Source organism: Micromonospora sp. WMMD1128, from assembly GCF_027497235.1.
Lineage (GTDB): Bacteria > Actinomycetota > Actinomycetes > Mycobacteriales > Micromonosporaceae > Micromonospora.
The window spans coordinates 1,704,247-1,716,343 of sequence record NZ_CP114902.1 but is presented as its reverse complement, the minus strand read 5'-3'; the positions used below and the strand labels follow the sequence as shown (position 1 = coordinate 1,716,343).

12 protein-coding genes are annotated in these 12,097 nt (G+C 73.4%); 7 read left to right on the top strand and 5 right to left on the bottom strand.

The genetic code is table 11. The features are described 5' to 3' along the window. Positions 1-57: 57 nt before the first annotated feature. The 6 genes from O7602_RS08255 to mug all read left to right on the top strand — a co-directional run bounded on the left by O7602_RS08255 (position 58) and on the right by mug (position 4,321). A complete protein-coding gene (locus O7602_RS08255) occupies positions 58-630 on the top strand; it encodes a TetR/AcrR family transcriptional regulator (RefSeq protein ID WP_281587619.1) in 573 nt (190 codons plus the stop codon). A 92-nt stretch (positions 631-722) separates the two neighbouring features. Beyond that, a complete protein-coding gene (locus O7602_RS08250; RefSeq protein WP_281587618.1) occupies positions 723-1,649 on the top strand; it encodes a TIGR04222 domain-containing membrane protein in 927 nt (308 codons plus the stop codon). Further along, positions 1,646-2,464, top strand: a complete 819-nt coding sequence (locus O7602_RS08245; RefSeq protein WP_281587617.1) for a DUF692 domain-containing protein — start codon at positions 1,646-1,648, stop codon at positions 2,462-2,464. The genes O7602_RS08250 and O7602_RS08245 overlap by 4 nt, the downstream gene beginning before the upstream one ends. Next, a complete protein-coding gene (locus tag O7602_RS08240) occupies positions 2,461-2,907 on the top strand; it encodes a hypothetical protein (protein ID WP_281587616.1) in 447 nt (148 codons plus the stop codon). The genes O7602_RS08245 and O7602_RS08240 overlap by 4 nt, the downstream gene beginning before the upstream one ends. A gap of 32 nt (positions 2,908-2,939) precedes the next feature. Next, positions 2,940-3,701 (top strand): SDR family oxidoreductase, encoded by a 762-nt coding sequence (locus O7602_RS08235; protein WP_281587615.1) that lies wholly within the window; start codon positions 2,940-2,942, stop codon positions 3,699-3,701. After that, the gene (gene mug / locus O7602_RS08230; RefSeq protein WP_281587614.1) at positions 3,698-4,321 is read left to right on the top strand and encodes a G/U mismatch-specific DNA glycosylase; all 624 of its coding nucleotides are present in this window, start codon (positions 3,698-3,700) and stop codon (positions 4,319-4,321) included. The genes O7602_RS08235 and mug overlap by 4 nt, the downstream gene beginning before the upstream one ends. A 40-nt stretch (positions 4,322-4,361) precedes the next feature. Here mug and O7602_RS08225 read toward each other — a convergent pair whose 3' ends face one another. The 4 genes from O7602_RS08225 to O7602_RS08210 all read right to left on the bottom strand — a co-directional run bounded on the left by O7602_RS08225 (position 4,362) and on the right by O7602_RS08210 (position 9,568). Further along, complete coding sequence (locus O7602_RS08225) at positions 4,362-6,344, bottom strand: ABC transporter ATP-binding protein (RefSeq protein WP_281590204.1); 1,983 nt, start codon at positions 6,342-6,344, stop codon at positions 4,362-4,364. Positions 6,345-6,459: 115 nt separating this feature from the next. Beyond that, complete coding sequence (locus O7602_RS08220) at positions 6,460-7,227, bottom strand: enoyl-CoA hydratase/isomerase family protein (protein ID WP_281587613.1); 768 nt, start codon at positions 7,225-7,227, stop codon at positions 6,460-6,462. 46 nt (positions 7,228-7,273) lie between these two features. Further along, the gene (locus tag O7602_RS08215) at positions 7,274-7,501 is read right to left on the bottom strand and encodes a helix-turn-helix domain-containing protein (RefSeq protein WP_007072022.1); all 228 of its coding nucleotides are present in this window, start codon (positions 7,499-7,501) and stop codon (positions 7,274-7,276) included. A 459-nt stretch (positions 7,502-7,960) separates the two neighbouring features. Continuing rightward, positions 7,961-9,568: an ABC-F family ATP-binding cassette domain-containing protein gene (locus O7602_RS08210; RefSeq protein WP_281587612.1), complete on the bottom strand. Its 1,608-nt coding sequence runs from the start codon at positions 9,566-9,568 to the stop codon at positions 7,961-7,963. Between the two features lie 245 nt (positions 9,569-9,813). Here O7602_RS08210 and O7602_RS08205 point away from each other — a divergent pair, with 245 nt between their 5' ends. After that, complete coding sequence (locus O7602_RS08205) at positions 9,814-10,728, top strand: neutral zinc metallopeptidase (RefSeq protein WP_281587611.1); 915 nt, start codon at positions 9,814-9,816, stop codon at positions 10,726-10,728. A gap of 67 nt (positions 10,729-10,795) precedes the next feature. Here the strand turns inward: O7602_RS08205 and O7602_RS08200 are convergent, their stop codons facing one another. Beyond that, positions 10,796-11,995, bottom strand: coding sequence for a hypothetical protein (locus O7602_RS08200; protein ID WP_281587610.1), 1,200 nt, complete (start codon positions 11,993-11,995; stop codon positions 10,796-10,798). Between the last annotated feature and the right edge of the window lie 102 nt (positions 11,996-12,097).

Here is a 12,097-nt window from a genome sequence, read left to right as displayed (position 1 = left end):
GTAGCGAACCGTACGTACGGTTTGCGCCGGTCCCCTCCCACCTGGGACGATCGTGCCGTGCCCAGAGTAAGTCAGGACCAGCTCGACGCGCGCCGGCAGGAGATCCTCGCCGCGGCGCGGGCGTGTTTCGCCCGACACGGCTACGAGGGCGCCACCGTGCGGCGGTTGGAGGAGGCCACCGGCCTCTCCCGGGGCGCGATCTTCCACCACTTCCGGGACAAGGACTCGCTCTTCCTCGCCGTCGCCGAGGACGACGCCGCCGCCATGGTGGAGACCGTGGCCCGCAACGGCCTGGTGCAGGTGATGCGCGACCTGCTGGCCCGGGCCGTCTCCCCGGACACCACCGGCTGGCTCGGCAGCCAGCTTGAGGTCTCCCGCCGGCTACGCACCGACCCGGCGTTCGCCAGGCGCTGGTCCGAGCGGTCCGCGGCGATCGCCGAGGCGACCCGGGAACGGCTGCTGCGCCAGCGGGAGGCAGGCGTGCTCCGCGACGACGTGCCGATCGACGTGCTGGCCCAGTTCCTGGAGCTGGCGTACGACGGGCTGGTGCTGCACCTGGCGATGGGCCGTCCGGCCGGCGACCTGAGCCGCGTGCTCGACCTGGTCGAGGAGGCCGTCCGCCGGCCCTGAGTCTCGGTCCGGTAACTGCACCCTTCCCAGTGATCAACGCTGGCGCGTCTGCTCCACAATGAGCCGCGACCCCCTCGCGACAGGAGCAGACCATGACCGTCCTCGCGGCCGACACCTGGGGCGTCCCCGGCCCCGTCTTCCTGCGCTGGTATCTCGTCGCGGCCGTCGTCCTGGTCGTCGGCACGGCGGTGTACCGGTTCCGCGCGCTCGCCGGCACCGCCGTGACCGAGCACGGCGCGCTCGGGCCGCAACAGGTCGCGTACCTCAACGGGGGCGACCAGCTCGCGGTCTGGACCTCCCTCGGCGGGCTGCGCCGGGCCGGCGCGGTCGGCGCGCACCCGGACCGGCGGTTGGCGCCCGGCGGGCCGCTTCCGGCCGGGATGACCCCGCTCGACCAGGCCGTCCACCACGCCGCCAGCCGCGGGCTGCGCTCCCGCGAGCTGGTCCGCGACGAGTGGATCCGGCGCGCCCTCGACGAGCTGCGGGACGGCCTGGTCCGCCGGGGCCTGGCCCTGGACCAGGAGCGCCGCCGGTCGCTGCGGCGCGGGTCCATGCTTGTCGGTTTCCTGCTGGCGATCGGCGTCGTGCGCGCCTTCGTCGGGCTGACCAACGGCCGCCCGGCCGGCTTCCTGCTCCTCACCCTGTTCCCGTTGTTCGCCGCGTTCCTGCTGTTCAACCGCGTGCCCTGGCGCACCCGGGCGGCCACCGCCGCGCTGCGCGACATGCGCCGCCGGCACGCCTGGCTGCGCCCCGCCGCCGCACCCGCGTACGCCACCTACGGCCCGTCGGACGCGGCCCTGGGCGTGGCGCTGTTCGGCACCGCCACGCTCTGGACCATGGACCCGGGCTTCGCCGAGCAGGCCGAGATCCAGCGCCAGGCGATGGGCACCGCCGGCACCTCCGGCACCTCGTGCGGCGGCGGCAGCTCCTGCTCCGGTGGCAGCTCCTCCTCCTGCGGCGGCGGCAGCTCCTGCGGTGGAGGCGGCGGGTGCGGGGGCGGCGGCGGGTGCGGCGGATGAACGGCCCGTCCGGCGTCGGCATCGGCTGGCGTCCCGAGATCGCCGGTTTCGTGGCCGGCCTGCCGGGGCTGCGGTTCGTCGAGGTGGTGGCGGAGTCGGTCGCCCCGACCGGGCCGCCGCCCGAGGGCCTGACCGAGCTGCGCGAGCGCGGCGTCACAGTCGTACCCCACGGGGTGCGGCTCTCGCTCGGTGGCGCGGAACCGGTCGACCCGGCCCGGGTCGCGCACCTGGCCGGGGTAGCCACGACGCTGGCGGCGCCGCTGGTCAGCGAGCACATCGCGTTCGTGCGGGCCGGCGGGCTGGAGGCCGGCCACCTGCTGCCGCTGCCGCGCAGCCGGGAGGCGGTGGCCGCGGTGGTGGCGAACGTGCGGCGGACGCAGGCGGAGCTGCCGGTGCCGCTGGCGCTGGAACCGATCGCCGCGCTCTTCGACTGGCCCGACGACGAGCTGGACGAGGCCGACTTCCTCACCGAGATCCTCGACGCCACCGGGGCGCTGCTCCTGCTCGACGTCGCCAACGTGCACGCCAACGCCCGCAACCGGGGTGGCGACGCCGCCGCGCTGCTGGACCGGCTGCCGCTGGAGCGGATCGCCTACGTCCACGTGGCCGGCGGCGCCGAGGCCGGCGGCTTCTACCACGACACGCACACCGACCCGGTGCCCGCCGAGGTGCTCGACCTGGTCCGCCAGCTCTGCGAGCGGCGCCGGCCGCCGGCGCTGCTGCTGGAACGCGACGGCCACTATCCGCCCGCCGCCGAGCTGCGCGGCGAGCTGGACGCGCTGGCCGCCGCCTCCGGCCACCCGGTGGTCACGTGAGCGGCGACCTGGCCGCCCGGCAGGCCGAGCTGGTCGCCGCGCTGGTGGCCGACGGGCCGCTGCCGCCCGGCTTCGCCCCGGCGCCGGTCGAGGCCGCCCGCCGGGCCCTGCTGCGCAAACGGGCCGGCGACGTGGCCCGGCACTGGCCGCTGCTCGCCGCCGGACTCGGCGCCGACTGGCCGGCGGCCTTCACCGGCTGGGCCGCCGGCCGCCCCACGAACGGGTCGCTGCGCGACGGCTGGGACCTGGCCCGCGCGCTGCGCGACGCGGGCACGCTGCCCCCGCTGGGCGCCGACGAGTTGGCCGGACGCGAGGCCGCGAGCCGCTACGACGGCCACGCCGCGCCCCGGCCCCGCCGTCTCCCGGCGCTCGCCCGCACCGGTGGCGCCGTCGCGGTCCAGCTCGCCGGGCGGGTACGCCTGCTGCGGCCCGCCCCGCGCTGACAGGTCCCACCCGGTACGGCAGGATCGGGCGCATGGATCTCGGACTCGCCGACCGGGTGTACGTGCTGACCGGTGCGTCCGGCGGCCTCGGTTTCGCCACCGCCCAGCAGCTCGTCGCGGACGGCGCCCGGGTGGTGCTCTCCGCCCGGGCGCCGGAGCGGGTGGCCGCCGCGGTCGAGTCGCTCGGCGACCCGACGCGGGCCATCGGGCTGGCCGCCGACCTGGCCGACCCCGACACCCCGGCCCGCCTGGTCGCCGCGGCGCGCGAACACTTCGGCCGGCTCGACGGCGCGCTGGTCTCGGTCGGCGGCCCGGCCCGGGGCACCGCCGCCGAGGTCACCGACGAGCAGTGGCGGGAGTCGTTCGAGACGGTCTTCCTGGGCAGCGTCCGGGTCGCCCGCACGGTGGCCGGCGCGCTCACCGACGGCGGCGCGATCGCCCTGGTGCTGTCCACCTCGGTACGCGGGCCGCTGGCCGGGCTTGGCATCTCCAACGGCCTGCGACCCGGCCTGGCCGGCGTGGCGAAGGACATGGCCGACGAGTACGGTCCGCGCGGCGTACGCGTGCTGAGCCTGCTGCCCGGACGCATCATGACCGACCGCAACCGGGAGCTGCTGGCCGCCACCGGCGACGCCGACCGGGCCCGCGCCGAGGCGGAGGCGGCGATCCCGCTGGGCCGCTTCGGCGAACCGGCCGAGTTCGGCCGGGTGGCCGCGTTCCTGCTCTCCCCCGCCGCCGGCTACGTCACCGGGTTGACCGTGCCGGTCGACGGCGGCGCGGTGCGCGGGCTGTGACGGCGCCCCGCCGCCGGCCCGCCGGTCGGCGGCCCGAGGCCGCCCCCGGTCCGGGCACGCCGGCCCGACGCCACCCCCGGCCCAGCCGGGAACAGCTCGCCGCCGCGGCCGACCGGCTGCTGCCCGACGTGCTCGCGCCCGGGCTGGACGTGCTCTTCGTCGGGATCAACCCGGGCCTGTGGTCGGCGGCCACCGGCTGGCACTTCGCCCGCCCGGGCAACCGGTTCTGGCCGGCGCTGCACCGGGGCGGCTTCACCCCGCGGCTGCTACACCCCAGCGAACAGGACGAGCTGCCGGCGCTGGGGTTGGGCATCACCAACATGGTGGCCCGGGCCAGCGCCCGCGCCGACGAGCTGACCGCGCAGGAGCTGGTCGACGGCGCCCGGGTGCTGACCGAGAAGGTCGAGCGTCACCGGCCGCGCTGGGTGGCGGTGGTCGGGGTGACCGCGTACCGGATCGGGTTCGCCCGGCCGAAGGCCCGCTTCGGGCCGCAGCCGGAGTCGCTCGGACCGGCCCGGCTCTGGGTGCTGCCCAACCCGAGCGGCCTGAACGCCCACTTCACGCCGGAGACGCTCGGTGCCGCCTTCGGCGAGCTGCGCGCGGCGGTCACCGGCGAATAGCCTCCCCGGATCCGCCGGCACGCGGTCGGACCGGCGAGCCCTAGTTCGCCGACGCCGGCGGCATCGCCTCCTGCGCGACGTACGTGCCCATCGGCACCGTGGTCACCACCGGCTCGGGCTGCTCCGGCTCGGTGTAGGGCGCCGGGGAGTCGCTGACCGCGAACTGGGTGCGGTAGAGCTCGGCGTAGAGACCGCCGACCGCCACCAGCTCGTCGTGTCGGCCGCGCTCGACGATCCGCCCCTCGTCGAGGACCAGGATCTGGTCGGCGTCGCGCACGGTGGAGAGCCGGTGCGCGATCACCAACGCGGTGCGCCCGGTCAACGCCACCGACAGCGCCCGCTGCACCGCCGCCTCGCTCTCCGAGTCGAGGTGCGCGGTGGCCTCGTCGAGGATCACGATCGACGGGGCCTTGAGCAGCAGTCGAGCGATGGCGATCCGTTGCTTCTCACCGCCGGAGAAGCGGTAGCCCCGCTCGCCGACCGTGGTGTCGAGCCCGTCGGGCGTGGACCGGACCAGGTCGGCGACCTGTGCGCCGGCCAGCGCCGCCCAGATCTCGTCGTCGGTGGCGTCGGGCTTGGCGTAGCGCAGATTTTCCCGGATCGTCTCGTGGAACAGGTGCGAATCCTGGGTGACCACGCCGATCTCGTCGCGCAGCGAGGCGAGCGTGGCGTCCCGGACGTCCACGCCGCCGACGAGCACCTGACCGTCGCTGACGTCGTAGATCCGCGAGACCAGCATGGACAGCGTCGACTTGCCGGCGCCGGACGGGCCGACCAGGGCGACCATCTGCCCGGGCTCGACGGCGAACGAGACGCCCCTGAGCACCGGCTCGTTGACCGTCCGGTCGAGCGCGGCGACCTCTTCCAGCGAGGCCAGCGACACCTCGGCGGCGCTCGGGTAGCGGAAGCGCACGTCACGGAACTCGACCCGGCCGTTGCGCGGCGGGACGGGCACCGCGTCGGGCTTCTCCGCGATGCCCGGACGCAGGTCGAGCACCTCGAAGACACGGTCGAAGGAGACCAACGCGCTCATCACGTCGACCCGGACGTTGGACAGCGCGGTGAGCGGACCGTAGAGGCGGGTGAGCAGCAGCGCCAGCTTGACTACGGTGCCCGCGCTGACCGCGCCGGCGACGGCGAGCCAGCCGCCCAGCCCGTAGGTGAGCGCCTGGGCGAGCGAGGCGACGAGCAGCATCGCCACGAAGAAGGTGCGGGAGTACATCGCGGACTGGATGCCGATGTCACGCACCCGCTCGGCCCGGCCGGCGAACCGCGTGGCCTCCACCTCGGGCGCGCCGAACAGCTTGACCAGCAGGGCGCCCGAGACGTTGAACCGCTCGGTCATGGTGGCGTTCATCTTGGCGTCGAGGTTGTAGGACTCGCGGGTGATTTCGGCCAGCCGCCGCCCGACCCGCCGGGCCGGGATGATGAAGATCGGCAGCAGCACCAGCGCCAGCACGGTGATCTGCCAGGACAGCACGAGCATCGCCGCAGCGGTGAGCACGAGCTGGATGACGTTGCTGACCACCCCGGACAGGGTCGAGGTGAACGCGCGCTGGGCGCCGAGCACGTCGTTGTTGAGCCGGCTCACGAGCGCGCCGGTCTGGGTGCGGGTGAAGAACTGCAGCGGCATCCGCTGGACGTGGTCGTAGACCCGGGTGCGCAGGTCGAGGATGATGCCCTCGCCGATGCGGGCGGAATACCACCGCTGGGCCAGCGAGAAGAGCGCGTCGGCCACGGCCAGCACGGCGATGATCAGGGCGAGCCGGACCACGGTGTCGCGGGCGTCGGAGCCGCCGCCGGCGATCGCGTCGATGACGTCACCGGCGAGCAGCGGGGTGGCCACGCCGATCACCGCGGCCACGATGACGGTGATCAGGAAGATGACGATATCGCGCCGGTAGGGCTGGGCGAACGCGACGATCCGCCGGGCGGTGCCGCGCTTGAGCTGGTGGGCGGAGACCTCGTCGCGGTTGCGCAGCGACCGGAGCATGCTCCAGCCACCCATGCCGCCGCCGGCCATGTGGTTGGACACTCGTCACCTCCGGGTCGTCGGGCAACGGAGAACCGTCGGGGTCCATTCTCCCGACGCCTGTGACAACCTCGCGAGTAACCCGGATCTTCCCGTGCGGTCCTTACTATTCGCCGCGGCCGGCCAGGTCGCGGATCCGCCGGGTCTGCGCCTCCCGCTCGGCCCGCTGCTGCTCGGCGTGCGACCGCCCGACCGCGCCGGCGAGCAACGCCTTGATCTCCACGACCGCGTCCCGGTTGTTGGCGAGCAGCCCGGCGGACAGGTCACGCACCGCGCCGTCCAGCTCGTCGTTCGGCACCACCAGGGTGGCCAGGCCGACCCGGTCCGCCTCGGCGGCGTCCATCCGGCGGCCGGTGGCGCAGATCTCCAGCGCCCGGGAGTAGCCGACCAGGTCGATCAGGCGACGGGTGCCGCCCAGGTCGGGAACCAGGCCGAGCGTCACCTCGGCCATCGAGAGCCGGGCGTCGGCGGCGAGCACGCGCAGGTCACAGGCGAGGGCGAGCTGGAAACCGGCGCCGATGGCATGGCCCTGCACGGCGGCGACCGAGATGACGTCCGGCCGGTGCAGCCAGGTGAAGCCGCCCTGATATCCGGCGATCCGGTCGGCGCACTCGCTCTCGGGGAGCGCGGCCAGCTCGGCGAAGGAGCCCGGCCCGGAGGCACCGGCGACCGAAAGGTCCAGGCCGGCGGAGAAGGAACGCCCCTCCCCGCGTACGACGACGACCCGGACGTCACCCGGCAGGTCCCGGGAGAACTCGCTCATGGCACGCCACATCGCCGGGGTCTGGGCGTTGAGCACGTCGGGCCGGCACAACGTCACCGTCGCAACCGGCCCGTCGCAGTCGAGTCGAACTCCGGTCGTCTCGGCGGTCACCGGACCACCCGGAGCGCGACGCTGATGGACGACGCTGGGGGGCGGGTCACGCCTTCTTGCGGCGCCGGGCGCCGCCGCGCTGCCGCAGCTGCACCCCGGACTCGGTGAGCACCCGGTGGATGAACCCGTAGGAACGGCCGGTCGAGGCCGCCAGCGCACGGATGCTCTCACCCCCGGTGTACCGCTTTACCAGGTCTTTGGCGAGCGTCTGACGCTCGGCCCCGACGATCCGGCGACCCTTCTCAGTGCTGGTGGCTGTGCCGGTGGCTGCCATGCTGATTCCTCACGTCCCAGACTGTGCGGTTCGGATACGGTCCCACCTATTAGACCGCCTCGGACGATCATGCGCCAGATATCAACTATTCGCCAACCGACACGCTACGCAGTGTCAGGTTCCCGATAGAGTGATCCTTTCGAGCGTTCGATCCGTATCGCGTGCCGGATGCCGGCTTGATCCGCTCCACGGGCGCCGACGTGAGGGCATCGATCCGGACGGTTACCCGACCCGCGGCCCGGGCTGCTCGGGCTGCTGCCGATCGTGGAGCGTGCCGCCCCAGGGGCCACCGCCCTCCAAGATCCCGGACAGCGCCGGTCTGGAGGTGTGGCACCTCCTTGACCAACCCCGAGCCCGACCTTCCGAAAGAGCAAGCGGGTGATCATGAGGTTGACGGCGGTGTGGATCTCGTACGGTGCCGCCAACTTCATGATCGACATCGGAAGGACGGGGGCCAGGTCAGGCCAGTTCCACCAGTTCCAGCAGGTCGTCGGACCAGGCGTCCTCGTCGCCGTCGGGCAGCAGGATGGCGCGGTCCGGCTTGAGCGCGGTGACCGCGCCCGGGTCGTGGGTGACGAGCACGATCGCGCCCGGGTAGCGGGCGATCGCGTCCAGCACCTGCTCCCGGCTGACCGGGTCGAGGTTGTTCGTCGGCTCGTCGAGCAGCAGCACGTTGGCGCCGGAGCAGACCAGGGTGGCCAACGCCAGCCGGGTCTTCTCCCCGCCGGAGAGCACCCCGGCCGGCTTGTCCACGTCCTCCCCGGAGAACAGGAACGCACCGAGGATCTTGCGTAGGTCGGTGTCGGTCTGGTCCGAGGCGGCGCTGCGCATGTGCTCCAGGATCGTCCGCTCCACGTCGAGCGTCTCGTGCTCCTGGGCGTAGTAGCCGAGCCGCAGGCCGCGCCCGGGGCGCACCTCGCCGGTGTCCGGCTCCAGCAGACCGCCGAGCATCCGCAGCAGGGTGGTCTTGCCGGCGCCGTTGAGGCCGAGGATGGCCACCCGGGAGCCACGGTCCACCGCGACGCTGACGTCGGTGAAGATCTCCAGCGACCCGTACGACTTGGACAGGCCGGCGGCGGTCAGCGGCGTCTTGCCGCACGGCGCCGGGTTGGGGAAGCGCACCTTGGCCACCTTGTCGGACACCCGGACCTCGTCGAGGCCGGAGAGCAGGCGCTCGGCGCGGCGGGCCATGTTCTGCGCGGCGACGGTCTTGGTGGCCTTGGCCCGCATCTTGTCCGCCTGCGCCATCAGCGCGCCGGCCTTCTTCTCGGCGTTGGCCCGTTCCCGGCGGCGGCGCCGCTCGTCGGTCTCCCGCGCCTCCAGGTACGCCTTCCAGCCGAGGTTGTAGGTGTCGACCACGGACCGGGTGGCGTCCAGGAACCACACCTTGTTGACCACGGACTCCAGCAGCGACCCGTCGTGGGAGATCACGATCAGGCCGCCCTTGTGGTTGGCGAGGAAGCCACGCAGCCAGGTGATCGAGTCGGCGTCGAGGTGGTTGGTGGGCTCGTCGAGCAGCAGGATGCCGCCGCCGTTCTCGCCCGCGTCGCGGAACAGGATCCGGGCCAGCTCGATGCGGCGGCGCTGGCCGCCGGAGAGGGTGCCGATGGTCTGTGCCAGGGCGCGGTCGGGCAGGCCCAGGTTGGCGCAGATCCGGGCCGCCTCGGCCTCGGCCGCGTACCCGCCGAGCGAGGCGAACTGGTCCTCCAGCGCGCCGTAGCGGCGGACCAGCCGCTCGTCGTCGGCGCCCTCGGCGAGCTTGTTCTCCAGTTCCGTCATCTGCGCCATCAGCACGTCCAGGCCACGGGCGGAGAGCACCCGGTCCCGGCCGGTGACCTCCAGGTCGCCGGTACGCGGGTCCTGCGGCAGGTAGCCGATGGCGCTGCGCCGGTCGATCTGCCCGGCGTACGGCTGGCCCTCCCCGGCGAGCACCTTGAGGGTGGTGGTCTTGCCGGCGCCGTTGCGCCCGACCAGGCCGATCCGGTCTCCGGGCTGCACCCGCAGGGTGGTGTCGGACAGCAGGATCCGGGAACCGGCGCGCAGTTCCAGGCCGGTGGCAGTGATCATTTCGGAAGACTCGCTCTCGGGTCCGGAAGGGCTGACTCAGGGCACGCGAAAGCGCCGGCGGATCGTCATCTCCGTCGGCGCGGGGCGGTTCAGCCTTCGCAGCGCAGCACGGCACAAGTGTACCGGGCGCGTCGCACCCGTCCCGCCGGATTACCGTGCAAGATCATCGGGTACCGAATCCGCCGTCCGGACCCGGTCCGGTACCGCAACCACCACACACGGACACATCGGTGATCGGGGTCAACATGGAGCTGAATGAGAACGCGCGGGTCGACACCAGCCAGGTGGACGACCGGCGAGGGTCCGGCGGAGGGGGCGGGATGGGCATCCCGATCCCGATCGGCGGTGGCCGGGGCGGGATCGTGGGCATCATCATCGCCGTGCTCGTCGCCCTCGTGGGCGGCGGTTTCGGCCTCAACGCGGCCACCAACGGCGGCGGTTCGGACCAGGGCGACAACGCCTCGCTGGAGCAGAAATGCTCCGCGCAGGACGCGCTGGAGCAGCTCGACTGCCGCAACACGCTCTACGTCAACTCCATCCAGGCCTACTGGCGCACCGCCATGCCGGAGGTGTTCGGCGAGCAGTACAAGCCGTCCAAGACGGTGTTCTTCAGCCAGAACGTCAGCACCGGCTGCGGCGCGGCCGACTCGGGGGTCGGCCCGTTCTACTGCCCGGCCGACGACCTGGTCTACATCGACCTCACCTTCTACCGCCTGCTCGCCGACCAGCTCGGCGCCGAGGGCGAGTTCGCCCAGCCGTACGTCCTGGCCCACGAGTACGGGCACCACGTGCAGGACCTGCTCGGCACCGAGGCGCAGATGCGCCGCCAGCAGCAGCGTGACCCGCAGAACGCCAACGCGCTCTCGGTGAAGCTGGAGTTGCAGGCCGACTGCTATGCCGGCGCCTGGGCCAAGAACGCCACCGGCACCGCCGACGACCAGGGCCAGAAGATCTTCAAGAGCATCACCGACCAGGACATCCAACAGGCCGTCGACACCGCCGAGAAGATCGGCGACGACGCCATCCAGCAGCGCTCCGGCCGGCCGGTGAACCCCGACGAGTTCACCCACGGCACGTCCGAGCAGCGCCAGCAGTGGTTCACCAAGGGTTTCACCACCGGTGACCCGAAGGTCTGCGACACCTTCGGCGGCGGCCAGTAACACCCTCGGGGGCCGTCGGTCCGCGCTGCGGTATGTCTCCGCGGCGCGGACCGGCGGCCCCCTGTCGTCAGCCCGGCATCGTCACCTGGGCCGGGGTGGGCCGCTGGGTGGTGGTGCCGTCGCCCAGCTGCCCCCCGCTGTTGTCGCCCCAGCACCACAGGCCGCCGTCGGTGCGGATCGCGCAGGCGTGGTCGGTGACCGCGAGGCCGCCGGTCCAGGTGGTGGCGTCACCGACGCGGGTCGGCGCGGACCGGTGGGTGGTGGTGCCATCGCCCACCTGGCCCATCGAGTTCTTGCCCCAGCACCACAGGCTGCCGTCGGCGCGCGCCGCGCAGGACGTGTCGCCACTCGCGGCGACCCGGCTCCACGTGGTGGTCGTGCCGACCTGCACCGGCGAGGTCTGGAAACTGCCGCTCACGCCGAGCTGCCCGTACCCGTTCTCGCCCCAGCACCACAGGCTGCCGGACCGGATCCCGCAGGTGTGGACGTAGCCGGCGGTGACGCCGGTCCAGTTGTTCGCGGTGCCCACCTGCGCCGGTGTCGCCTGGGCGCTCAGGGTGCCGATGCCGACCTGGCCGTCCGAGCTGAGACCCCAGCACCACAGCGTGCCGTCGGTACGGAGGCCGCAGGTGTGCGCGTAGCCGGTCGAGACGCTCGCCCAGTTGGTCGCGGTGCCGACCTGCAGCGGCGTGGTCGCCATGTAGGGCGAGGCGCCGACGCCCAACTGGGTGGTCCGGTTGAAGCCCCAGCACCAGAGCGTGCCGTCGGTGCGCACACCGCAGGTGTGCAACGGCCCGGCGTCGACCGTGGCCCAGTTGGTGGCGGTGCCGACCTGCACCGGGGCGCTCCGGCTCGTGGTGGTGCCGTCACCGACCTGACCCCGGAAGTTCGAGCCCCAGCACCACAACGTGCCGTCCGTCCGGACCGCGCAGGTGTGCCCGGTGCCACCGTCGACCGCGGTCCAGGTGGCGCTGCCCACCCGCGCCGGAGTGTTCCGGTTCGTGGTGGTCCCGTCGCCGAGCTGGCCACCGTAGTTCGAGCCCCAGCACCACAGGCCCCCGTCGGTCACGATCGCGCACGTGTGCGCGCCGCCCGTGGTGACTTTGCTGACCGCCGGGGCCGCGAGCGCGGCGGCGGAGGTGACGCTCGCGGTCGCCGTGCCCGCCGTGAGCACGACGCTCCCGGCACACATCGCCACCGCGACGGCGAGGAGCCTCGTCGCACGGCGCCACCGGGCCCGCAGCCGGCCGTCCTGTTGTCCGCTCATGAAATTGTTCTCTCCCAACGATGTCGGTGCTCGGATGGCGGAGGCGAAGCTGCCCCGGCGGGTCGCCCGGAGACCCACCACTTCGTGACACCGACCTTAGGC

Coding starts and splice junctions, on each gene's coding strand:
- O7602_RS08250 (WP_281587618.1), top strand. CDS start 723: ATGACCGTCCTCGCGGCCGACACCTGGGGCGTCCCCGGCCCCGTCTTC.
- O7602_RS08245 (WP_281587617.1), top strand. CDS start 1,646: ATGAACGGCCCGTCCGGCGTCGGCATCGGCTGGCGTCCCGAGATCGCC.
- O7602_RS08235 (WP_281587615.1), top strand. CDS start 2,940: ATGGATCTCGGACTCGCCGACCGGGTGTACGTGCTGACCGGTGCGTCC.
- O7602_RS08225 (WP_281590204.1), bottom strand. CDS start 6,344: ATGGCCGGCGGCGGCATGGGTGGCTGGAGCATGCTCCGGTCGCTGCGC.
- O7602_RS08215 (WP_007072022.1), bottom strand. CDS start 7,501: ATGGCAGCCACCGGCACAGCCACCAGCACTGAGAAGGGTCGCCGGATC.
- O7602_RS08210 (WP_281587612.1), bottom strand. CDS start 9,568: ATGATCACTGCCACCGGCCTGGAACTGCGCGCCGGTTCCCGGATCCTG.
- O7602_RS08205 (WP_281587611.1), top strand. CDS start 9,814: ATGGAGCTGAATGAGAACGCGCGGGTCGACACCAGCCAGGTGGACGAC.
- O7602_RS08200 (WP_281587610.1), bottom strand. CDS start 11,995: ATGAGCGGACAACAGGACGGCCGGCTGCGGGCCCGGTGGCGCCGTGCG.